General features: G+C 60.2%; 20 protein-coding genes. 9 read left to right on the forward strand and 11 right to left on the reverse strand.

The annotated features are described in order from the left end of the window. Positions 1–179 precede the first annotated feature (179 nt). Together VF34_RS03330 and VF34_RS03335 are read right to left on the reverse strand one after the other, a co-directional pair. A complete protein-coding gene (locus tag VF34_RS03330; RefSeq protein ID WP_045840820.1) occupies positions 180–2,006 on the reverse strand; it encodes a cutinase family protein in 1,827 nt (608 codons plus the stop codon). A gap of 663 nt (positions 2,007–2,669) precedes the next feature. After that, entirely contained in the window at positions 2,670–3,503 is an 834-nt protein-coding gene (locus VF34_RS03335; protein WP_045840930.1) for a LysR family transcriptional regulator, read from the reverse strand. Positions 3,504–3,593: 90 nt separating this feature from the next. Here VF34_RS03335 and VF34_RS03340 point away from each other — a divergent pair, with 90 nt between their 5' ends. Next, positions 3,594–4,286: an SDR family NAD(P)-dependent oxidoreductase gene (locus tag VF34_RS03340; protein WP_231578175.1), complete on the forward strand. Its 693-nt coding sequence runs from the start codon at positions 3,594–3,596 to the stop codon at positions 4,284–4,286. A gap of 187 nt (positions 4,287–4,473) precedes the next feature. On the opposite strand, the gene VF34_RS03345 is transcribed toward VF34_RS03340, so the two are convergent. Next, complete coding sequence (locus VF34_RS03345; protein WP_045840821.1) at positions 4,474–4,773, reverse strand: nucleoside triphosphate pyrophosphohydrolase; 300 nt, start codon at positions 4,771–4,773, stop codon at positions 4,474–4,476. 18 nt (positions 4,774–4,791) lie between these two features. On the opposite strand from VF34_RS03345, the gene VF34_RS03350 reads away from it, so the two are divergent. Next, positions 4,792–5,907 carry an HNH endonuclease gene (locus tag VF34_RS03350; RefSeq protein WP_045840822.1) on the forward strand — a complete coding sequence of 372 codons (1,116 nt, stop codon included), beginning with the start codon at positions 4,792–4,794 and terminating at the stop codon, positions 5,905–5,907. A gap of 1,208 nt (positions 5,908–7,115) precedes the next feature. Beyond that, the gene (locus VF34_RS03365) at positions 7,116–7,460 is read left to right on the forward strand and encodes a hypothetical protein (RefSeq protein WP_045840824.1); all 345 of its coding nucleotides are present in this window, start codon (positions 7,116–7,118) and stop codon (positions 7,458–7,460) included. A gap of 131 nt (positions 7,461–7,591) precedes the next feature. Here the strand turns inward: VF34_RS03365 and VF34_RS03370 are convergent, their stop codons facing one another. Together VF34_RS03370 and VF34_RS03375 are read right to left on the reverse strand one after the other, a co-directional pair. Then, a complete protein-coding gene (locus VF34_RS03370; RefSeq protein WP_045840825.1) occupies positions 7,592–8,236 on the reverse strand; it encodes a vWA domain-containing protein in 645 nt (214 codons plus the stop codon). A 79-nt stretch (positions 8,237–8,315) separates the two neighbouring features. After that, complete coding sequence (locus tag VF34_RS03375) at positions 8,316–8,939, reverse strand: DUF4352 domain-containing protein (protein WP_045840826.1); 624 nt, start codon at positions 8,937–8,939, stop codon at positions 8,316–8,318. Between the two features lie 135 nt (positions 8,940–9,074). Here VF34_RS03375 and VF34_RS03380 point away from each other — a divergent pair, with 135 nt between their 5' ends. Both VF34_RS03380 and VF34_RS03385 read left to right on the forward strand, forming a co-directional pair. Beyond that, positions 9,075–10,310, forward strand: coding sequence for a sensor histidine kinase (locus tag VF34_RS03380; RefSeq protein ID WP_045840933.1), 1,236 nt, complete (start codon positions 9,075–9,077; stop codon positions 10,308–10,310). A 38-nt stretch (positions 10,311–10,348) separates the two neighbouring features. After that, complete coding sequence (locus VF34_RS03385) at positions 10,349–11,002, forward strand: response regulator (RefSeq protein WP_045840827.1); 654 nt, start codon at positions 10,349–10,351, stop codon at positions 11,000–11,002. 119 nt (positions 11,003–11,121) lie between these two features. Here VF34_RS03385 and VF34_RS03390 read toward each other — a convergent pair whose 3' ends face one another. The 3 genes from VF34_RS03390 to VF34_RS03395 form a co-directional block, all read right to left on the reverse strand. Then, positions 11,122–11,676, reverse strand: coding sequence for a hypothetical protein (locus VF34_RS03390; RefSeq protein WP_045840828.1), 555 nt, complete (start codon positions 11,674–11,676; stop codon positions 11,122–11,124). A 96-nt stretch (positions 11,677–11,772) separates the two neighbouring features. After that, positions 11,773–11,940, reverse strand: coding sequence for a hypothetical protein (locus tag VF34_RS24860; protein ID WP_156158479.1), 168 nt, complete (start codon positions 11,938–11,940; stop codon positions 11,773–11,775). 69 nt (positions 11,941–12,009) lie between these two features. After that, on the reverse strand, positions 12,010–12,543 hold the full coding sequence (locus VF34_RS03395) for a hypothetical protein (protein ID WP_045840829.1): 534 nt from the start codon (positions 12,541–12,543) through the stop codon (positions 12,010–12,012). Between the two features lie 172 nt (positions 12,544–12,715). Here VF34_RS03395 and VF34_RS03400 point away from each other — a divergent pair, with 172 nt between their 5' ends. Further along, on the forward strand, positions 12,716–14,347 hold the full coding sequence (locus VF34_RS03400; RefSeq protein ID WP_045840830.1) for a DUF726 domain-containing protein: 1,632 nt from the start codon (positions 12,716–12,718) through the stop codon (positions 14,345–14,347). A gap of 437 nt (positions 14,348–14,784) precedes the next feature. Here VF34_RS03400 and VF34_RS24865 read toward each other — a convergent pair whose 3' ends face one another. Further along, on the reverse strand, positions 14,785–14,970 hold the full coding sequence (locus VF34_RS24865) for a hypothetical protein (protein WP_156158480.1): 186 nt from the start codon (positions 14,968–14,970) through the stop codon (positions 14,785–14,787). Positions 14,971–15,096: 126 nt separating this feature from the next. Between VF34_RS24865 and VF34_RS25445 the strand changes: the two genes are divergently transcribed. From VF34_RS25445 to VF34_RS24870, 3 genes are all read left to right on the forward strand, one after another. Further along, entirely contained in the window at positions 15,097–16,017 is a 921-nt protein-coding gene (locus VF34_RS25445; protein ID WP_231578176.1) for a hypothetical protein, read from the forward strand. Between the two features lie 46 nt (positions 16,018–16,063). Then, positions 16,064–16,807 carry an HD domain-containing protein gene (locus tag VF34_RS03410; protein WP_045840831.1) on the forward strand — a complete coding sequence of 248 codons (744 nt, stop codon included), beginning with the start codon at positions 16,064–16,066 and terminating at the stop codon, positions 16,805–16,807. 157 nt (positions 16,808–16,964) lie between these two features. Beyond that, complete coding sequence (locus VF34_RS24870) at positions 16,965–17,507, forward strand: hypothetical protein (protein WP_156158481.1); 543 nt, start codon at positions 16,965–16,967, stop codon at positions 17,505–17,507. Positions 17,508–17,770: 263 nt separating this feature from the next. On the opposite strand, the gene VF34_RS24875 is transcribed toward VF34_RS24870, so the two are convergent. Then, on the reverse strand, positions 17,771–18,520 hold the full coding sequence (locus tag VF34_RS24875; RefSeq protein WP_156158482.1) for a hypothetical protein: 750 nt from the start codon (positions 18,518–18,520) through the stop codon (positions 17,771–17,773). A gap of 189 nt (positions 18,521–18,709) precedes the next feature. Next, the gene (locus tag VF34_RS24205; RefSeq protein ID WP_052718570.1) at positions 18,710–21,673 is read right to left on the reverse strand and encodes a DEAD/DEAH box helicase; all 2,964 of its coding nucleotides are present in this window, start codon (positions 21,671–21,673) and stop codon (positions 18,710–18,712) included. Between the last annotated feature and the right edge of the window lie 62 nt (positions 21,674–21,735).

Genomic DNA, 21,735 nt, shown 5'->3' on the forward strand with positions numbered 1-21,735 from the left:
ACCTGAACATAACTGACCCGTCGATCCTAACGGCCAGCCCCGACGTGGGAGTTGCGCCTCGAACGGGTCCTCGATAGGCATAGACGTTCCTCGGGGTGCCAACACTTACGTGGGAGAGGCTGAAGCCACCGGCTTCGGCCTCTCCCAATTGTCAAGACGTTGAGGACATGTGTCAGTTGTCAGCCACCGCTGCTTCCTGTTCCGCCGAATGGTCCGCTGCTGCTTCCTGTTCCACCGCTTCCGGTACCGACGCCCGGTTCGGGTTCGGGTTCGAGACCGTCCTGCTCTCCGAACGAGAAGACCGGCGTATCGCCTTGGGCTTCGCCCTCGACGACTGTCACCGGCACCTCCACCGAGCGTCGCCCCGCCTGCTCGATAATTAGATGGTGGTCACCGATTTCCGCGTCCGCAGGCACATTCACGGACAGGATCGCTGAACCGCTTTCATTCGTTTCCGATTCTCCGATGATGACCGGATCCGAAGCGAACTGCACCGCCCACGGCTGCTTGGCGAGCCATCCGCCTACGGAGATTAAGAGTTGCTGTCCACGCTGCAGCAACGTCGGTTGCGGTGTGACGACCGGTAGCGCATATCCGAGGTCTTGCATCACGCGGTAGGCAGCGCATTCGTACAGCACTACGTCCTTGACGCCGTTGACATTGCATTTTGGCAGCTTCGTCTTGGGAGAACCGTAGGACCCGTGGATAGCTATGCCTTTAAGGTCGACGATTAGGGGGTTACAGACACTATCCCCGGCCAGGCAGAACGTGCTCACGACATTGAGGTTCGATTGGAGGTAGCCGTTGATGTCGGCATCTGCTCCCCCGACACCAGCCGCGACCACACCGAAAGCGCCGAACGCGGTGCCCGAGTGTCGTTCTCCCACACGCAACGGGCGGGAGTTCGGATCGCCGAACTGGATAACCGACTTCACCATGCCGAGTTCCGAGGACGCAGAGGTGCCTTTGTTGGTCTCCAACAGGTACTTATTGATGACGTTGGCACCCTGCGAGTAGCCAGCGAGTACAACATCCGTTTCCGGTCCACAGACGGCGTGCAGTGCGGCCATGATCCTGGATAGATTGGCGTACCCAATTTCGACCGATTCTCGGTATTCTGCCTTGTAGTAGTCGGCCTCGGTCCAGCCGACCGGTATGGCCGGATATGCCACAGACATTACGTTGAAGGCGTAGTTAACCGAATTCTGTTTCTGCACATGGGCGAAAACCGGGGCGAGGCGTCCGCCCATTCCGTTGTCCGGGCCGTCCAGGTTGTATGGCTTCTCGGTGCCGGCAGATGCGCGGTAGTCGTCGATGCCACGGTCCTGCGGGTATTCTCCCGAACCGCGAACACCGATGAATGTTGGAACGTTGCAATCGGTTCCGGGCTTCAAGTCTTTGGATCCGGTTTGCACCGCGGAAGAGATTGCTTCACTAAGCTCGGCTGTGTTCGTCGCCGTGAAATAACGCCCCCCGGTCGCGTTGGCGATGCAGCTCAACTCCCCCTCCGCCGCTTCCGGGGCGTTGAAACCGACTGCATGAACTCGGAAATTGATGCCGAGGTTGAGCTTCAGCTCGCTCGCCACCGCGCAGGGATCTCCGCAGCTGCTCTGCCCGTCGCTGATCAGGATGATCGTTCGGTCACCGGTGGGAGGAAGGTCACCCGCTGCTGCCCGTAACGCGTCCGGCGTGGGGGTCAACCCGTCGGCATTGAGCCCATCGGCGGCCGCCCCGAGTTCGTCCTTGTTGTCGGTGCCGACCGGGACCAGCAACTTGCCACCGTCGCCGCACTCACCCGCGAACGAACGTAGTCCGGCTGCTTGCCCGGGGGCCAATGCATCTATCCCGGCTCGCAAAGCTGCCTTGGCCTGCTCGAGTGGTTGGCCGTACATCGAACCGGATGTGTCCACGACGAAGAGGACACTGGGCGCAGCGGGCTGCGCGTGCGCGAGCGGCACCGACATGCTCCCGACGGCCAGCATGAGAGTCGCCGCAGCGCTGATCACTACGCGGCTGAACCTCCTCAGTGGCGGTGCCCCACCCGAACGCTTACCCCACCCAAGTCCGTATGACATCCAATTCCTTTCAGCGATGCGGTCGACCGACCACGCGCGTTCGAGCGCCGCTGATGTTTATAGCAACAGAATGATGTCGCCGTCTGTCATCCAATCGTGCTAACCCGGGCCGCCGGGAAGCGAATTTGTCGAGCTTGAGTGCCCCCTCTCGCCACCTTTCGGGTGATGAAATCGAGGAGGAAAGTGTTATCGGTATCGCCATTTACAACTAAGAGTGCAGGTAGTCGATACGGTGACACAGTCCATTTCGTCGGCTGTTTCGGCGCTCCCATTCGATCGACAACATAGAGGACTATTGAACGCGCACATTTCGGGTCCAACGCGATCCCAGCCGTCGATCTCGGTTTCACCGTCGCCATCGAGATCGACCACCCACTTTCCGCACTGTCGCCAGTCCGACGCGAGGTCCTGACCGGCAGCGTAGTCGGTGAGAACGTTGGCACGGATGGAGAACATCATGGGCAAGTCATCTTGATCCTGGTGATGGCATTGCCGCCCACGATTGCGCTGCAGTGGTTGGAAAGCCGCATCACGTCGAAATACGGAGGTCGGTAATCTCGGTAGATCGGAGCACGCCGAAAAGGCTGCGCTGCGTCACTCGAACGCAATCCCGACGGCCGATTGGACCAATGCCGCTACCGCTGGCGATCGGACTCCGGCCGGCCATGCGATGACCGTCGTGATCATCGGCGCATCAACGACAGGCACGGCCACATGCTCGGGCCACTGCCACGCGCGACTCGACGCTGGAATCACCAGCAGCGCCTGACCCAGCGCGACCAATTGGGCGATCTGCGATTGAGCGCGCACCTCAGGCCCGGGCCCCTTCGGATAGGTGCCGTCGAGCTGTGGCCACCGAGCCATCGGCAGATCCGAGACGTCACGAATACCGTCCATGGCCACCTCGTCTTTCGCGGCCAAGGGGTGATCACGCGGAACGATCGCGACCTGCCCCTCAGTGAAAAGGTCCTCGGAGTCGAACCCGACAAGGTCGTCGACTGGGCGATGCATCAACGCCACGTCGGCATCACCGCGGCGAAGATATCCGGCCTGCTCACCGACTTCACACAATAAGACATCCACGTCAGCAGGGTACGCATCGAGAACGCGGCGAAGGAGCTCATGGGACGCACCGGCTTTGGTCACCAGCTTGACTCTGGCACCGGCCGCTCGTGCTCGCTGCGCTGCCGCTGAAACCGCGTCGAGCGCCGTCGCAGCGTCCCTCAGGAACACAGCACCGGCAGCAGTGAGTGCGACTCCGCGACGATTCCGATCCAGGAGGACGACGCCGAGTCGGCGCTCCATCCTGCTGATCGCCCGCGAGAGCGGTGGCTGGGCGATCCCCAAGCGCTGTGCTGCGCGTCCGAAGTGCAGCTCCTCGGCAACGGCGATGAAGTACCGGAGTTCGCGTGTTTCGAGATCGTCCACTCCAACAGCGTAGATGTGATACCCGTCGAGTATCACAGGTTGGTCGATCGGTATTGGACGCACCCGCGCTCGAAGCCGACCATGGACCGCATGACAACGAAGACCGCGCTGATCACCGGCGCCCACAAAGGGATCGGCTTTGCTATCGCACACGGACTCGGAATGCAGGGAATCAGAGTAGGAATCGGGGCCCGCAACGATGCACGACGACAGGACGCGGTGGACAAGCTTCGTGCTGCGGGCATCGATGTGTTCGGAGTCCCCCTCGATGTCACCTCCGACAACAGCGTTGCTGCCGCCGCCGACTCGATCCAGGACCTAGACATTTTGGTGAACAACGCAGGCATCTCCGGCGGCGACCAACAGAATCCGACGACGCTGGATATCGACGTATTGCGGACTACCCTGGATACCAACGTGTTCGGAGTAATCCGAGTGACGAACGCACTACTCCCGACGCTTCTCCGGTCTGCCTCGCCGCGCATTGTCAATGTCTCGAGCAACATGGGCTCGCTCGCGCTACAGACCGGCCCGATCATGGCGGCATACGCTCCATCCAAGACCATGGTGAACGCGATGACCGTGCAATACGCACGGCAGCTCGTGGACACTGCGGTGATAGTGAATGCATGCTGCCCGGGCTATGTGGCAACGTATTTCACCGGATTCGCGTCCACACGCACGCCGGAGGAGGGTGCGCAGATCGCACTGAAGCTCGCCACCCTGCCCGACGACGGACCGCGGGGCGGATTCTTCGACGACGCCGGATCGGTGGCCTGTTGAGAATCTCGGTATCGATTCGATCCCGAGAATACGAAGCCGCAGCTGCAGTCAACCTCTTGCCGCTGGATGAGTTCTTGCACAGCAGCATTCGCCCACTCCAGGCACGAGTTCTCGTGACCGTTTGTCATAACCAGAACGGTCAGCGAACCGAGTTGCTCTGCGCGCCCTGCGCAACGACGAACAGACGCTACTCAAGCCAGATCCGCTGCTCGAAGCCGCCGCGCTCCGCCCGCTTGTCAGCAGCTACCGTATCGAGATCCGCGTCGCTCAGGTTCATATGCGCGGCCAGTGCACGGACGACCTCAAGGACGTCGGCCAACTCCTCCGGCCTGCCTTCCGGTGTTGCATCACGAAACTCGCGCGCTTCTTCAAACAATTTGTCAATCAGCGCGTTTCCATAATCCTCAGCCTCAAGGGTTCGATATTTCGGGACGCGACCCGAGGCTTCGATGATCGACGGAATCAAATCACGAACAAGTTTTCCCATGCTCAGTAGTGTGCAGGTATGTCGATTCCCTCGCCCGCTGATCCGCTGACGCTTGGGCAGCACCTGGTCAGCGTTCTCGACTCCGGAGCGCGTGTCGCCACCTACAAGCTGGCCGTCCTGGTCGCGCTACTGGAGTTCTCGGTCGAGAACGTTCCCGAGGATCACGGTTCAGCGGTCGATGTTGATCTCGACGACTTGGCCCAGCGCGTTGTCGGTCTCTACTGGCGGCAGGTGCGTGACTTCGACGGTCATTATCTCCGCCAGTCGACGCAGGCGAGAGCAACGATTCCCGACGCTGTTCGGGAGTTTGCTCGTGCCACGGCAACCGCCGGCAGAGAAACGCCGTTGGACATCGCGGCCCGGAGAAACCTGGGTCTGTTCCGCGAGATGATCAAGAAGGTGAAGCTTGTTCTCGTGCAACAGCCGCTGCATCGCCTGCAGCGAGTCCCGGGCGGGTATACGGGAGAGTCATTTCTGTATGACGACACTTGGATAAGCGCCAAGGTGGGCACGAACGCTGTCTTTGCCCAGGGCAACCGGATTACGCTGTACCCCGGAGTGTGTTTTGCTCTGGCGCGATTGTCCTCGTTGCTCAAGCCCGCGTTGATGCTCGCATGGGTCGACGATGTCCGGCGAAAGAACAGCTTTCTCGACGAGGACGTACCAGATCTCGAAGGCCATCTCTTCGGCAACAGCCGAATCGCACTGATCCGTCCCAAGGCCGCGTTGATCGAGGCATTCGGTCCGACATGTTTCTATTGTTCAGCGCGCGTGGGATCGGACGCCCATGTCGATCACGTACTCCCTTGGTCAAGAGTGGGCATCGACGGCCTCGCGAACTTGGTGTTGGCTTGCCCATCGTGCAACACGAGCAAGTCTCAACTGCTGCCCGAGCGATTGCACGTCCTACGCGCGCTCGACCGTGGCCGCGACCCCATCACCGAATTGGCGGCAAGCATCGACTGGCCTGTGCAATTCGATCGAGTGGTCACATCGGCACGGGGACTTTATGCCAGCCAACCAGAGGGCTCCCCAATCTGGTTGGGCCGGAACAAAGTCACAGCTATGCAAGTCGACTATTCCTGGTTGCAGGGGTACCACATCGACGTGTCGAATATTGCCGCGCCCGAGTAGGTCGACCAACACGACGGCGAATCCACCTGAAGATGGCGGCGTCACTGCAGGTGAGCTGGCCCAGGTTGATCCGTCAGATCGTCATTCCGGCGATGCTGCCAGCGTTGGCGACGGCTATGAGAATGGCCTTCGGGCCGCGTTCCTGGAACTGCTCGTCGCCGAAATATGTCCCCTCGGTCGAAGCGGGATTCAAAAGTGCCGGGACGAGTGCTGCCGCGGATCTATGCGTGAATCAACGTCGACATCCAGCAATCGTCATCGTATCGCCCACTGAGCATCCCACTCCGGCAGCTCAATTCCGAGGCGAGCGCTGTGCCGAAAAAGCGGAGGCTATCCGCATTGACGTTGTTGCTGTAGTGCCGGAAGCATAGCTGTCCTCGGCTGTAACGCCATACGCCAAACCCCGATACTCAACGGGCTCGCGAGGGAGCTCCTTCTCTATACAGATCGGAATGTAGCGTTGCGTGTTTCGTTGTTGGTCGCCGTTGTGTCAGGCCTGCTGATCCTGAGCGGCTGCAGCTCAGACGTGACATCGAGTGCCCCCAACCCGGGAGCGACCACTCCGTCGACCTCCGCCACCGTCCCTACCCCGGCGGTAACCAGTAGCTCGGAACCTATGCCCGCCCTCACTCCTGTAAAGAGTCCGGTGGCCGAAATCGAAGCTGCACCTACCCTGGCCGAGCCCTTCGTTGTCGAGTGTCTGTTCGGGACCCCGGGGCCTGCCCGATGGAGCGACGGCACCACGCGTTTTTCCCAGTGGTGTTTCGATGAGCTGGACGGCGATGGATACCTGCGGTCCGAACGAGAAGCCAACACATTCGAGTGCGACGGCTACGTATGTCGGAACCCGTACAACGGAGCGACCCGTCCCGATCCGGACGCGGTCACACCGGTACCTACAGGCACGACGTCCGGCCGCGGATATTCCTGCAACTCGAACGAATGTTATTGGCCTGACGGCTCCTTCGTGATCGGTGCAGATCGGTGCGGCCTTCTGTGCGGAGAACCGCCGACGTCGGGCGATATCCAGACCCGATCGGGCTGCGAAGCCGGGTACATCACCGATCCCGACCTGTGCAGGTCCGTGGGTAACTAGTTTCCGACGCATTCGCGTTGTAACACCGCCGCCATTGAAACCGACCATATGGTCGTAACTGTCTGGCTCAGTGCCGGGCAACAAATCCCGCGGCATTCGAGAAAGACAAGCGATGAGCAACCAGTTCCACAACAGCCCGAACTACGGCACGATCAACATCCATCAGACCACCCATGTCGGATACGTTGTGCCACAACGATCGTGGTCGCGTCGCCATCCGATACTGACCGCGTTCCTGGTGCTGCTCGCCATCGGGTTCGTGGGATCCAATCCATGGGTGCTGTTCGTCGTCGCGGCGATCTGGATCGGCATGAAGATCTACAAGTCGAACGAGGCGAAGAAGTTGGCTGCTCAGCAGGAACATCAGCGTCTGATCAACAGCGCGAACGCTCAGAATGCGGCCTTCCTGCAGGGCCACCAGTTCGGCACACACGGCCACTTCCCGACACAGCCCTAACGCAGTGCCGCGGTCGATCGGCTCAGAACCACTATCTGAGCTGATCGGCGGCGATGCGAAGTCCAATACTGATGCGGTCGGGGGTCGTGTCCCAGCAACGAATCGCGTGTCGCCCGCGACTGACTCAGCCCTTACTCCCCTCGCGCTCGTCTACGGTCCTCCGAAGTGAAGGCTGACACCGAACACGCATCGACACCGGCCGAGCGCTTTCGATGCTGATAGTCCGCCACCGAATCGAAGGCCGCAGTCACACCTATCGACGTCGAGACGTACGTCATCGACTTACCGCGCTGGAAGCCCAGATCGGCACCCACCTCGACGGCGTCGATGTTCGATCCCAAGAACACGAAGTCCCAGCTGTACTCGGACTCCTGCCGCTGGATCAATTCCCGCACAGCAGAATTCGTCCACTCCTGACTAGAGTTCTCGTGACCGTCGGTCATCACGAGAACGGTCACCGAGCCGGGACGCTCGTCCTCCGGCATCGCGGCCAGACCGGCACCGACCTCGCTGATTAGCCGGCCGATCGCGTCGTACAACGCGGTGCCACCCCGCGGCTCTAGCACGAGTGGTGGAACGTCCTCGATGGGGACGCTGTCGTAGACAAGCTCGTACCGGTTGTCGAACTGTGCCAGCGTGACCACGGTCCGACCCTCTGCTTCACGCTCCTTGGTGATGAATGAATCGAATCCGCCGCGGGTGTCGTCGGCGATGGAATGCATCGAGCCGGACCGATCGAGCAGCGCGGCGACGAGTGACAGTTGAGGGTTGGTCATAGTTTCCTCCTTCAGGTCGCAGCCGAAACTGCTCCGAGTGAATTGGGTTGAGAGCTAACGGAAGAGCGGATGTCGATGGCTACCGAAGTGCAACCGTCGTACCTCCCGAGAACGCCGAATCGTGCAGCTCGATCTCGGCAGGCACGGTCCCGACGGGGACGTCGAACACGACGGTCGTGTCCAGCGCGTTGCCCGGGTTGATCTGTTCGTAGCCGATGCCCTCGTCGAGGTAGGCAGTCGCGAGGCTGTCGACGGAGTACTGCTTGCCGTCCGCGTCGAGCAACTTCTGCGAGGACGCGTCCAAGCTCTGTGCTCGGTCGCCGATGTTGCGGACGGTCATCGTCACCTGGACGTACTCGCCCTGTGCGGTCTGCGTCAGGTATTCCGAGCCGACGGTCGCGACGGGTGGCGCGACGGCCGTGACGATGAACTCGAACTTGCCGTCACGCACTGGTACGCCGATTCCAGGCTGAGCCGGCTCGGCCGGGGCTGCAGGAGCCGCTTCTTCCGACGACGGGGATCCGGCCGGCGCGGGAGCTGTCGGGCTCTCCGACGAACCACCACCGATGAGCCGAATGAGGACACCCAGCACGACGATCGCCAGGATGACGGTCAGGATCTTGTGTCGGGCAAACCAACTCTTCTTCTGCTCGGGAGCGGGCGGAGCGTACTGCTGCTGGGGGTTCGGGTTGTGGTTGGTCATGTCGAAATTCCTCTCGTTCGGCGATGCATCAACCACACCGCAGTCGGCCCTGTCCGCGCCTCGGCTGACCGGTCGGTGCGCCTCCTCCTTTCGGTCGCATCCGATCGGTCATGCGGGCCGTTCGGACGATTCGCAGTGTCGGTGCACGGCCGTACGCTTCTCCTCGTGAGCACCCATCGGACAGGCACCCTGCGCCGCAAAGCCTGGACGACGGCGGCGGTGGCCTTCAGCCTGTTCTGCTCGATGATGACCGCCGGGTTGGCGGGCGCGTCCGGGACGCCCGGGTGGAACCTGGGCCTCGGCGTCGCGCTCAACCTGATCGCAGGCGTCGCCTTGATTTGGCGACACGAACGGCCATGGGTCGTTGTGGGACTGGCGTCGGCCGGGCCGCTGTTCTTCGCCACCGATGCGACGGCAGCGTTGATTGCTCTGTTTGCTGTCGGTGCGTTCGCGCGAACCAAGCCGCTCGTGATTGCCGCAGTCGCTGTGTATGTCGCGTGCGGGGTGTCGTTGACGTACGACGCCCATCGCAGCCGGTACTACTCCGTCCTGACCATCGGTTCGACGAAGGCCGAGGATGGGTCCATGCCGGTGGAATGGGACGTCCCGGCGTGGATTCCGTGGGTCGTCGCGGCAGTGCTCGTCGGGTTGGTCGTGGGTGGAGCAATGCTGCACCGCACGCGATCCGACCTGACGGAGGCTGTGGTCACGCGAGACAAGGTGACGGTGGAGTCCAACGCTCTTCGCGAGGAGATGCTGCTGAATGCTGAACGTGCCCGCATCGCCCGCGACATGCACGACACCCTCGCTGCCAGCCTCAGCCGCATCTCGTTGTTCGCAGGCGGAATGCAAGTCAACAGCGGCGATGGACCCGAGAAGGTCGCCCAGACGGCGTCGATGATTCGGCAAACCGCCCACGATGCGTTGGACGAGCTCAAGCGCATCATCGGCGTGCTGCGCGGATCGGCCGATGCCTCGAGCGGTGGTCGGCAAAGCGTCGAGGGCATCTCCGATCTGGTGCACTCGGCGCGGGGCGCAGGCTTGCACACGACGTTGATACTCGACGTAACGCCCGGTGAAGTTGGTGCTGCGAGCAGTCATGTGGCGTATCGGGTGGTGCAGGAATCGCTCACCAACGCGCAAAAGCACGCTGGCGGTTCCACCATTCGGGTGGCGGTGTACGGGTCCGATCAGACGGGCGTGCGCGTCGATGTGCGCAATCAGCTGATGGGTCAACCGGCGTTCGAGCACGGGTCGGGCACGGGGTTATCAGGGTTGGCTGAACAGGTCCGCGGGGTGGGCGGCACATTCGCGGCCGGCCCGCAGCCGGGTGAATTCGTGGTCTCGTGTTGGTTGCCGTGGTACTCCTGACGGACGGTGTCGGAAGCGCGTTCTAAGCTCAGCGAACCATGACAGCGCCAGCCGTGATCACCGTACTGATCGTCGACGATGACCCCTTCGTTCGTCGTGGAGTGGCGGACATCTTCGCGAAGACCCCCGACATTTCGGTGGTGGCCGATGTGGAGGACGGCGACCAGGTGCCAGCTGCGGTGACGGCGTTCCGGCCGCACGTGGTGCTGATGGATCTTCAGATGCGACGGGTCGGCGGATTGGATTGCACCCGCGAGTTGATGACGCTCGCTGATCCGCCGAAGGTCATTGCGATGACGGCGATGGATGTGGACGATCTGGTGGTACGCGCCATCGAAGCGGGGGCGCACAGCTTCCTGAGCAAAAGCGAGGCACCCGAGACGTTCCATCAGTCGGTTCGAGCAGTGGCATCCGGCAACACGTTGTTCAGTGAGGATTCGCTCCGGAAAATCGTGGCGACGTCGGTGTTGCCGGCGGTTCCGGCATCGGTGTCGATGGACGTGCTGAGCCCGCGGGAGCGAGATGTGTTGCGCATCTTGGCTACTGGATCGACCAATGCGGACATCTCCGCCGAGCTGTATCTCAGCGAGACGACGGTAAAGACCCACATCTCCGGGATTTTCGTGAAACTCGGTGTGCGCAATCGAGTGGAGGCGGCGTTGGCTGCATTTCGGGCGGGAATGGTCACGTGAGCGAGCCGGGCCGCAACCGCTGAGGAGCAATCGAATTGGCTGTGCACATCCTGCATCGAACGAATGACGTGCCGCGAAAGGGACCGTCTGTGCCGTTCTCTGGTCAGAAAATCACACTGCTACTTCCGGATCCGGGGACCGGTGACGTCAAGAATCAACCCCAGAATCCAGAGCACCGGAATGGCTACCGCCACCGCGATGACCACGAGAAACACTGTTCCGACAGTCTCCAGATGCGTGAGCGCCCACCACAACGCCACGAACGCAAGCAACACCCCGACCGCGTAGACAGCGATACGGTCAAGCGTGCGGTCCGCGATCACCGGGCCACGGCCGAGGCGCCGCAATTCGCCCTTCGAGGTGAGTGTGTAGAGCCGAATACCGTTCTCACGCGCGAACTGTCGAGCCTCGGTGCTGTACCCGCCGTGAGAGGTGTGGAATCTGACCTTGTTCTTCATACGATCCAGCAGATAGACGTCCCGGTGGATAGCGCGCAATGTGTCGACGTCGACGTGTCTCGAAGAGACTGTTCCTCGTCCGATCACTCTCTTCCCGTCGATGTGAAAGGTCTGATCCGCAGCGCCCTTGCGAGTGCTGGCGTCGGCGAATCCCAACTTCTGCACACTGCGCCGGACGGGCTCTCGGACATCGCGGCGGGTCAGCGGCACATTCATGACGGGTAACTCTTCCTGGACGGCGATCGTAGTTTGATCTCGAGATCGTAACGGAGCCGACCGACGCGCTAACGCAGCGCCGAGAAATTCGCAGGGTCAGTCGTACGTGGCGAGTTCGCAATGTTCCTCGTCGAACTCGCGCGCTCGCAGCCGGCGCGTGACGGTCGGTGCACTGGTGCGGTGCGTGAGATCCCACCAACCGTCGGGTTGCAGCGTCCAGGTGTACCGGTGCCCGTTCCATGTGGTCTGTACCTCGATGGTCACCGGTTCATGGTGTACTAACCGCGTCGGCTCGTCGACGTTGTCGCGCTCCACTGCTCGCTGACGGCTCTACTACTGGATTTCCCGCCACCGGTCCGGCGTGAACCAAGGCCGGCCGTATTGATACTCCGTATCGACCGCCGACAGTAATTCGCGTGCCTTGCGGCCGGCTAAGTGTCCACTCTCGGGGATGGACTCCCGCCCACACCGTGTGGCGACCGCGTCAGCAAGTATTCCGTTCTCGAACACGACGGCAACGGCACCGACGCACTGCATGCACGAACTGGTATTCGGATCGAAATCAATTTCGACCTCGTCCAAACCGATGATCATTCGCGGACTGGTCGCCACCAACGACAGCACCAGGTCGCCGGCACGCATCTTGCCGCGGACCGACCAAAAATCTCCGGTGCCATAGCCGGAGTACATGTCCCTCAGCGCTTCGGGATAGGGAGTTCCGTAACAAATGTGCAGCTTGCTACGAGGCTTCAGCAACGGAAGTGGCAGCAAGTAGGACCGTGGTGGGATCGTCAGCTTGTCCATGGGGTCGAGTGTGCCAGTTCCAAGTCCGACGCATTCCCTGATCAAGCTGACCGGCAGGCGCATCTACAGCAAACGTGTCGATCTCTCGGCGGTTGTTTCCCACCGATGCTTGTTGCCGCCTTGGACACCAGACGGGGCCGGCGTTCCTAAATAGAGGGCAACCTGTAGCGATCCGAACACGCTCGATAGATTTGTGTCGAAGCTGGTCGAAGAATTAGGAAGGCAAATAGTGGGAATGTCCGCTGAAGTCGTATTTCGCTCACTTGGGAACGCCGAATTCGAGTGCGAGGTGCGCAGCCCGGAAGGGTTGACGATGCGCTGCAACGGCGCACTCAACGATCTGGAGCCTCGCGTCCTGGGTGACGATGCATTGGGAACCAACCCCGCCTTGGTCCACAACGCGTGGGCCTTCGCCAAGCACGATCACCTGTACCGCACCCTTACCGACGGCGCTGAGCGGGAAAGCCATCACACGCAGGCGATGGCACATCGTAGGACTGCGGCTGGCATCGCAGAACTGGTCGACAAACTAGGAACCGCGTCGAAGAAATCGTGGTGTTCAGCATGCTTCACGCGAAGCGACCATCGGCGTTTGACACAAGGATTCGGCACGATCCCCGCGTACCTGTGCGAATCGTGCGGTTCGCCGACACTGGGATGCGCAGGTCCAGGGTGCGCCAACATGGCCACGCGAGGTTTCGCAGCGGTACTGGTGCCGCGGTACTGCGCCGAGCACAAGCACGAGATCCCCGGGTTCGAGAGGGCGTCCTTGAACTTTGGGGCGCTGGAGGATTACCACGAATTCCTCGAATTCGAGCGCCGTAACCTCGCTCTAGGATCACGTATCGCAGCGATCTCTGTTCTTTCCGCGGGCGCACTCGCGACCGGTGCTTTTCTTGCTGCCCCAGCGATCGGCGGGGCAATCGGCAGCCTGAGCATCGCGGGGGGCGGCTACGCGGGGGCCGCGGCCAGCAGTTACGGGTTGGCTCTGCTTGGTGGTGGCTCGATCGCTGCGGGTGGGCTGGGGATGGTTGGCGGGACAGCAGTCGTCGCAGCCGTTGGCGGAGCCCTTGGCGGTGCACTGGGCAGTTCGGTGACAACTGCTTACATCGGCGCTGACAAGTCGTTCAACATCGAGCTGATCAAGCCGGGGTCCGGAATAGCCGTGATCGTAGCGAATGGGCTGTTCAGCGAAGGGACTGACACGCGCTCCGACTGGAAGAAGCTTGTCGCACGGCGCTACCCGGGTTCACCAGTCTATCGAGTTCACTGGGGGAGCAACGATCTCGGAGACTTAGCAGCAATGGTAAAAGCAATGGGTGGACAACCCGCTGCGGCGCTGGGGCTCAAGGGGCTGGCGGCAAAGGCGACAAAAGCAGGCGCGAAGAAGTTGGGTCCGTTGGCACCCGCTCTGGCGGCAGCAGCCGTTGCCAAAAACCCCTGGCATACTGCGAGAGTCAAGGCAGACCGAACGGGTGTGGCTCTGGCTGGACTGTTGGCGAGAACCGACGCTAAAAGCTACGTGCTTGTTGGACACAGCCTCGGTGCCCGCGTTGCAGCAACAGCTGCCGAAACCCTTTCGAGGTCGAAGAGTAAGCCGAAGATCGACACGGTACACCTGATAGGTGCCGCAATGGGATCGAAAGGTGACTGGCGACTTCTCAGCAATGCAGTCACCGGTGCTGTGCACAACTACCACTCGTCGAACGACAAAGTGCTCAAGTACGCCTATAAGACCGCCCAAGCTGGACAAACAGCGGTCGGATTCGCAGGCTTCCGCACCGAGTTCGCCCGCATCCACGACCACGATGTCTCAGCTATCGTCGATGGGCATTCAGAGTATCTGCAGAGCGTGGAGCTTAGCTAATAGAGCTTCGCTACCGAGTACTGCTCTCCTGCATAGAGTTTCGATCCATATCGCGCGGTTGGCATAGACGTGAACTATCGCTGAACGCACAGCTACCGCACCGTCAGGATGGGAATCCCACGTTCCTTTGACTCGTGGATCTGTTGTCTGTCCCCGGTTCACCGGAGACAGACAACAGGCTTCTTCTACAAACCTGTCGGTGCCCTCGTGTACACATGAAGTTGCAGGCAGTCTGGTAGTCCGGACTCCACTTTCGCCGACTTTCTCGGCAACACCTTCGCTCTACACAGAGGAGAACTATGGAACAAACACGCCTAGGGCCCAACGACATACCCGCTGGAGATCCCGGATTCATGGTGGCAATAGAGGTCGACCATCTGTTTTCAGACCTGCCGCCCCAACGGCGTACCGAACTGCTTCGCAGCGTCGACATGCAGTCAGCACACGTGGAGGAGTCCGCGTTCGGGAATGCCCGAGTTGTCTTCCACACCGCCCACTGCGGATGGGGGGACGCAGGACGTCTCGCCCTCCGAACAGAAGAAGACGTCCGCCTGACGTGGCCTACCGTCGGAATCGAAATCTGCCGCGCCGACGTGTGGAGCGATGAACCGTTCTTCGATCACGAGCCCGACGGTCTCGGCGCGCTACCCGACTGGTGCCATCGGAGCGATCCACGACGCCATTCGACAGTAATCGTGGAGGTCGAACCCGAAGCCAAAATACCTTCACGCCTGCGAGACTCAGACCTGGTGAGCGTCATGTATACGCCACGGGATGCACGAACGAGTCGCTCCTCCATCGGCCGACCACATCTGATCGTCGAGCAGCACTTCCATGCCGCCAGCGCCGCGATGTCGACGGCCAAACCCGCAATTTCGATCGGCATGCATCGATCGATCACCCGCATTCGATCCGTGCGATCCGACATCTATCGCGCCGAGGTTTCACATCGCGCGACGGCCAACAGTCTCGCAGCGATGCCGCAGATCCCGGAGTGGCATTACAACCTCGACGACGAGGGCCACCGATATGTCGTGGTGACCGACCTTCGAGTCCGGCTGGAGGGGTGGAGTGTCGAAAGTGTGGATGCCGACGAGACCGTTACGCGAAGTGACTTCACCTTCGGTGCCATCTGGGCCGATCAAAGTGGACGCGTGAACGGCACCGACGACGGCTGGGCGAAGGACGTGTGGGAAGCGCCGGCCGAACCAGGTTCACTAGTCCGTGCGTTCATCGTCGATGGTCGACGGTTGGAGGTCGATCAATGGGACTCGTTGGCCGCATGGATGATCGAGTCTCTGTACGACAAGCCGGTCGGATTCATCGTCGAGGTGGGTCCCAGCGACTATGTTGCCGACTCCACCGATGACGCCCCGGTAGTGTGCTCGCAGGTGGTCGTCCTGAGCGGCGGTGTGTTGATGCTCAGACGATCGCGGACCGAACTCGGCCATCTACTTCTTGCGGACTATTCGTCCGCAAGCCTGCCTCTCGACGAGTGGCAGAACGACGGCCACTTCGAGGACTGCACCGACGGATATCTGTTCACAAAGGACATTCGTCTGGTCGCGCGGTCGTGCATCGCGTGGATCCGAGTCAATGCCGCCGTGAACACGACAGGCAACATCGGTTGTTCCTACCGATTCGCCGACGAGCTCCCCCGATCCTCGTGACGCACCACCGAGTAGCTACTTTTACCCCAACCGACAGGAGATAAAAATGAAAGATCTTGGATCGATCTACCGCGCAACCAAGCTCAAGGACATGGACTCGGCTGCATTGGTGTTCGCCATCTTGCACGAGATTGATACCGACCGTGTCGACCGAACGCAGCTTGGCAATGCCCTTGAGTTAGCGACAGCCGCTCACATGTCCCAGAAGCGGATCGGGCGTGCCGCATACCCTGTAGACCCATACATCGTGCACCCCCTCAGGAACGTCTTGCGCCTGATCAGGCTCGGTTGCACCGACACCGATGTTCTCGCCGCGTCAGCTCTGCACGACACGGTCGAGGATCAACCGCGGGAGATCGTGTCGATTCTGGATGAGTCACGGCTATCGGACAAATCGAATCAGCAGGCGGCACTGGACCTCATCACCGAGCACTTCAACACAGAGACCTCCAGACTGGTTGCTGCAGTGACCAATCCGTCAACTGATGCCGTGCTATCCAAGGCCGAGAAGAACGCGGCCTACGCCGAGCATGTCGCTGACGTCATCAAGGACCCCAAGATCTTCCTGGTCAAGTTCGCCGACTTCGTCGACAACGCTGGCAGCGTGAAGTATCTCGAAGACGAGGCCAAGCGAGCGAAGCTTGCAGCCAAATACGCTCCGGTGGTCGACCGCTTCATCGCGGCATTGAACGTCAACCGCAGCCTGCTCGGTCTGGATCAAAGCGGACTGGATGACCTCGACGCCCGATTGAGGGAATTGTCGACAACACTGACGATGCTCGGGCAGTAAATTCGGGTGCTTCCCTTCGCTCGATCAGCCAACGAGAATGCACCCGAGCCGCTGCGAGCAAGCAGACAGACACTCATTTGACCACTAAGCGAAGGGCAAACACTTGAGAATTTCTATTGGTGGCAGAATTGGGCCGATACGCGCTTCGATACCCTTGGTGTCTGGGCGAGAGCTTCGCAATCTCGGCAAAGCAGGGCGCGGTTTTGGACCGCTATTAATCATAATGCTTCCATTTGCCCTGGTAATCGTAGCGCTGTCATATGTCGTATCGGTGATTATTGGCGTTAACTATGAATCGGTTGTCCCATACGTCACAGCGATAATCTTCGTGCCGATCATTGGCGGCCTGTTCGGCACAGCCCTCTACCTCTTTTACCGCACCGGCAGGGTGATCTGGACAACTCGAGGTGCACTGGTAGAACCCATCGCCATTCGTTGGCCAATACTCAAAGTGCCGACAACACTCCTTGTCAATGCGACCTTGCTATTCGTTCCATTTCTAGTCGTCGTATTCTCGGCTGCCGGGGTAATTTCCTGGGTAACCGGATACGCCGTTTCTACGATAGCGCCGATCCTCATTCGATCGACGGCCGCCGCGCTGGTCTTATGGGGAGCTATTTCCGGCTACCGCAAGCTCCGAAGTCGGCGGCCCGACCCTGTTGCCACTCCACTTCAGGGCGCGCCGGACGTCGAAAACTAGACCACCCGTTGCAGGTCCGCGAATTTGGTCCACACACTTCCGCTGGTACAGTTTTGAATTTTTCAGGGTGGCAAGACTAAGAAGATTTGCTCGACGATTTCGGTCCGGAAATACAGCTGCTCGCAGGGTTCCCATGCATGTAGAACAATCTTTCATGATGAGGCCGCAAACGTCTCAAAGACCGGTGCATTGAATCTGACGACGGCAGGGGCATTCGATTCAATGGAAATTATAGTACTGAAGTTTGGGTGACTCCACAATTCCTAGAATACAGACGCCAGCACATGAACCGTTCCGTCGAAGTGGCTACCAGGCTGTGCGTCGGCCGGAGCGTAGTTGTACCGATATCGTGTTGGCTCTGCGAGCCGATTCCGCGCCGACTGCGCGGTCAAACGCCCGATCGGAAAGGCGGTCACGATCTGGACGTCGTCACCTGATACCGAGCCATAGAGCAGTGCAGTCGAATTGGCCGTGGGGCCGCCTATATGCACAGTGCGCATACGCCGGCGATGATCTACGACTTCGTCGAAGGCGAGAATCGTGCGACTGTCTGCAATCGGGTCGGTCAACACCGGTATCACCACCGACGAAACACGTTCCATCAGCGGCACAGCGGATGCAGTCGGAATGAAGAACGAAGGCTCCAACCCGAACGCTTGAGCCAAATTGTGACTCAACCACCGCTCCCGCTTCAGGCCGTAGGGAGTTTCGACCGAGGACAGCAAATAGCCATAGACGTGCATAAGCCCCGCATGTCCGATTGGAAAATCGAACGTAGCAGCTACGCCGTTATGCAGCCACGAGAACACGCGCTCGTCGAACACTGGCGCTTGCACGTTGTCATCGATAACAGTGGACGAGGCCCACTTCGCCATCTCGGCCGGATCAGACCTCGATGACAAGACTTGTTCGACAAACCAGTCAGCATCGATATCAGCGGGAGTGGGGCCGCCATCACCTGATCTAATTATGGCGTTCTCGATCTCCGACAACATTAGCGAAATAGGCTTCACAAATCACTCCCATCACAGGTATCGAAACCTTGCTGATCTATTGCCGACCGAGTATTGCGGTATGAGTAAATCATACCCTGACAAAGCGTCCCGGACATCGAGACGTCGAATTTCGCGCGCATGAACCGCAACACCAACGGGAAGTCCACTAGCGTATGCGCTCGCCCAAAAATTGACAATTGAACGGCATCAACTAATCGTTCTCCCCGAACCGTCATCATACGTCCACACTGCCATGTTCGATGCCGCAAGCTTTCCACCACCAATAAAGGTCTTTACCCCAACCTCCGCATAATGAACAGTCGCATAGCGGCGATTAACTAGCTTGGGGTATTTCATTGCCCGAGTGATCTGAATTTGTCCTGTTTTGGGGTCGTAAATACCCGTTACGCGCTCTCCGAAGCAATCAAGACGGACACGCACATGCCCGACGCCCGACATCGGAGGCAGTCCTTGGGGCGGCTTTGCTCCTACTGCTTTCGCCGATCTACTCGGTGTAACAGGTCTTGTCCTGGGGGCTGCAACAGGTCTCGTCGTGGGTGGAGTGACGACACGATCTGTTTTGGGAGTCTTCGTAGCCGCAATCGGGGCGACTGCGCTCCTATCCGGCGTTGCCGGAACCGGTGTCACCACGTTCCCGGGTCGCGAGGGCGACCGCACATTGCCGATTCCCAGCAAATCCCAGCGATCGAGGCCATGCTTGATCTTGACCAATCGGAAAGCGTGGTGACCCCACCGGGGCCGGCTTGGATCCTTGGCAACCCAGTCGTCGACTTCACGCCTCACGCCGTCTGCAACCTCCTGAGCGGGAAGTAGGTAGAACGCAGTAGGCGTGACAGAGCAGTCGATGAAAACCCAGACATCGGCATGGGTGTCGTCAAGACGCCGATCCTCATCGGACTTCTGGCCCTGCCAGTCGCCACTCGTTCGGACACGTACTCGGGCAACATGCCTGCGCCCGTCTGGGTGCCGAATCACGAACGCCGTTCGTCGTGTCCCTTGTACTCGATGAGCGGTCGCACCGCCTCGCTCTACCGCCATAACAAACTGATGATGAGCGATTTCGACGTCGGAAGCTTGCTCTACCGGGATCGCTTTAGGTACCGCAGGCGGTGTTGTGACGACCGGACCATGCACTACAGGCTTCGAGGCAACAGCACTTACTGGAGACCCCACACCTGAGGCTCCCGACAGCGCAGTCCACAACTCCCAGAGTCGGACATCGGACACTTCGACTAGCGAGCTGCCCAACTCAGCGCGAAGAGAGTGCAAGGTCGGAGTAATGCCCTCGTTACACTCGTGCACCCTAGCCAGGAGGGTGAGAGCTTGGATGCGTTCACTCTTCTGAGCCGGCAGCCGACCTCCATAGCAGACAAGCTCAGATCCGATCGGCATCCAATTAATGCTGGTACCGACGTTCCCGACGAGCAACGTTTCTTTGATTTCAGGATCTGGTAGAAGCTCGACAAGCTCCGACCACGTTGCTAGGCCCTCGAATTCGTCGACAATATTCAAAATAGCTTCGACCGTCCAGTCTTCGGGTTGGTCCATCTCAGTACCGTCCGGGGCAGACTCCACCAACGAGGAGCCATTCAGTTCCGGTTCGAGCTCCCCGGGCTGGTCTGATTGTTCCACCGCCAGCCAGTCAGACAGGATTTCGACAGCCTCCCCCGCCGCTGCACGCTTGACCTCAACTGCAATGTCGGTGATCTGTTCGAGGAACGTCTCGTGTGCGCCGCCAGCCGGATCCTCTGAGGTGCCCGCGACATACACGATCACAAAGGTCGCGTGTCGTCCGCTCACTTTTGGCCGGATGATGCGGCCCATTCGCTGAATCATCTGTCGCCGGGACTTGCTGGCAGCAAGAATGATCCCAACCTCAGCCTCCGGTATGTCGATTCCCTCGTCCAAGAGCTTCGCAGTAGCGAGCACCGATAGCTTGCCCCTACGAAATTCTTCGAGAAGGGCTTCGCGCTCGCGGGGTGTTGCGCCGCTCGTCATCGATGCGACTGGCACACCGCTAGACGCCAGCTGCTCGGCGGCCGCATCGGCGGCATCTATCGTCTCTGAGAAGACAATGGATCGCGCCGGGCCCTGCAAAGCAGGCGCAAGGCGGGCGAGCAACTTCATCTTCGCGTCACTGTTGGCCAATACTGCACGACGAGCAGCGAACGCCTTTAGGTATCTCCGTGCCGCCCAGCAGCCAGCGCCCTTGGTTTCGTCCTTGGAGAGCGAAACGACCTCGGACATGAAAGTTCCGAAAGGTGTTTGCGAGACTCCGAAGTGAGCGATCAGCTGACTGCGCGAGTGTTTCGCGTGCTCATCGGCCTCGTTGTATGCCAACTGTTCCGCGACAGTGAATGCCACACCGACGGTCATCAGCCTGATGGGAGCCAAGATGCCCTCGCCGTATCCGCGACGGTAGCTGCACCCGTCGATGGTCGTGCCGAAGAAGGGCCGCAGCACGGTGTCTACAGAGTCGTCCGCTCGCTCATACGTGGCCGTCAATCCAAGCCGCTCGGTGAATCCGATGGACAGAGTTCGCGCGAACGACGACGCACCATACCGATGGACCTCGTCAGCCACAAGCAGACAACCGGATTCGCCGTCGAATGGTGCCTTTCGCGATGCTGACTGAACCATCGATAGCAAGACATTGTGGGTGCCGAGCGAATCGGCCGATCCATCCCCCTGCCTGCCAACCCGTACGCGCGGGAGGTACTTCTTCAATGACCGGGCCCACTGGTCCATGAGGCTGATGCTGGGAACCAAGACAACGACTTTCAGGCCTCTGCGCACGGCATCCGCGATGGCCGCGATTCCCACCGCCGTCTTGCCCGTTCCTGTCACGGCCTCGACGACGGCGTGTTTTCCAGCTGCCAGCCACTCTTGAAGCGCATCCTCCTGCCACGGGCGAAGGGCCAACTCAGGCACGACGCGAGTGAGAGGAAAGTCCGCGCCGGTGAGGACGCTCCACCGCGGCGGATTCGCGCCGTCATGCTCGAACAACGACGTGCCGTCAAAAAGGGCCCGCTGCACAACCGACGCAGACATTTGATCCTCACCGATGGCCTCGACCAGCTCTTCAACCGTGGCAGACCCCGATCCCCTCAGTAGCCAAAGCAGTTGAGCGGACCCCGATGTCACGTTCACCGTCCCCTTCCGTGTCAGAACCTTCGGTTAATCTTGGCTTGTAGCTAATAAGACATATCACC

The organism is Rhodococcus sp. PML026 (assembly GCF_000963615.1).
Lineage (GTDB): Bacteria > Actinomycetota > Actinomycetes > Mycobacteriales > Mycobacteriaceae > Rhodococcoides > Rhodococcoides fascians.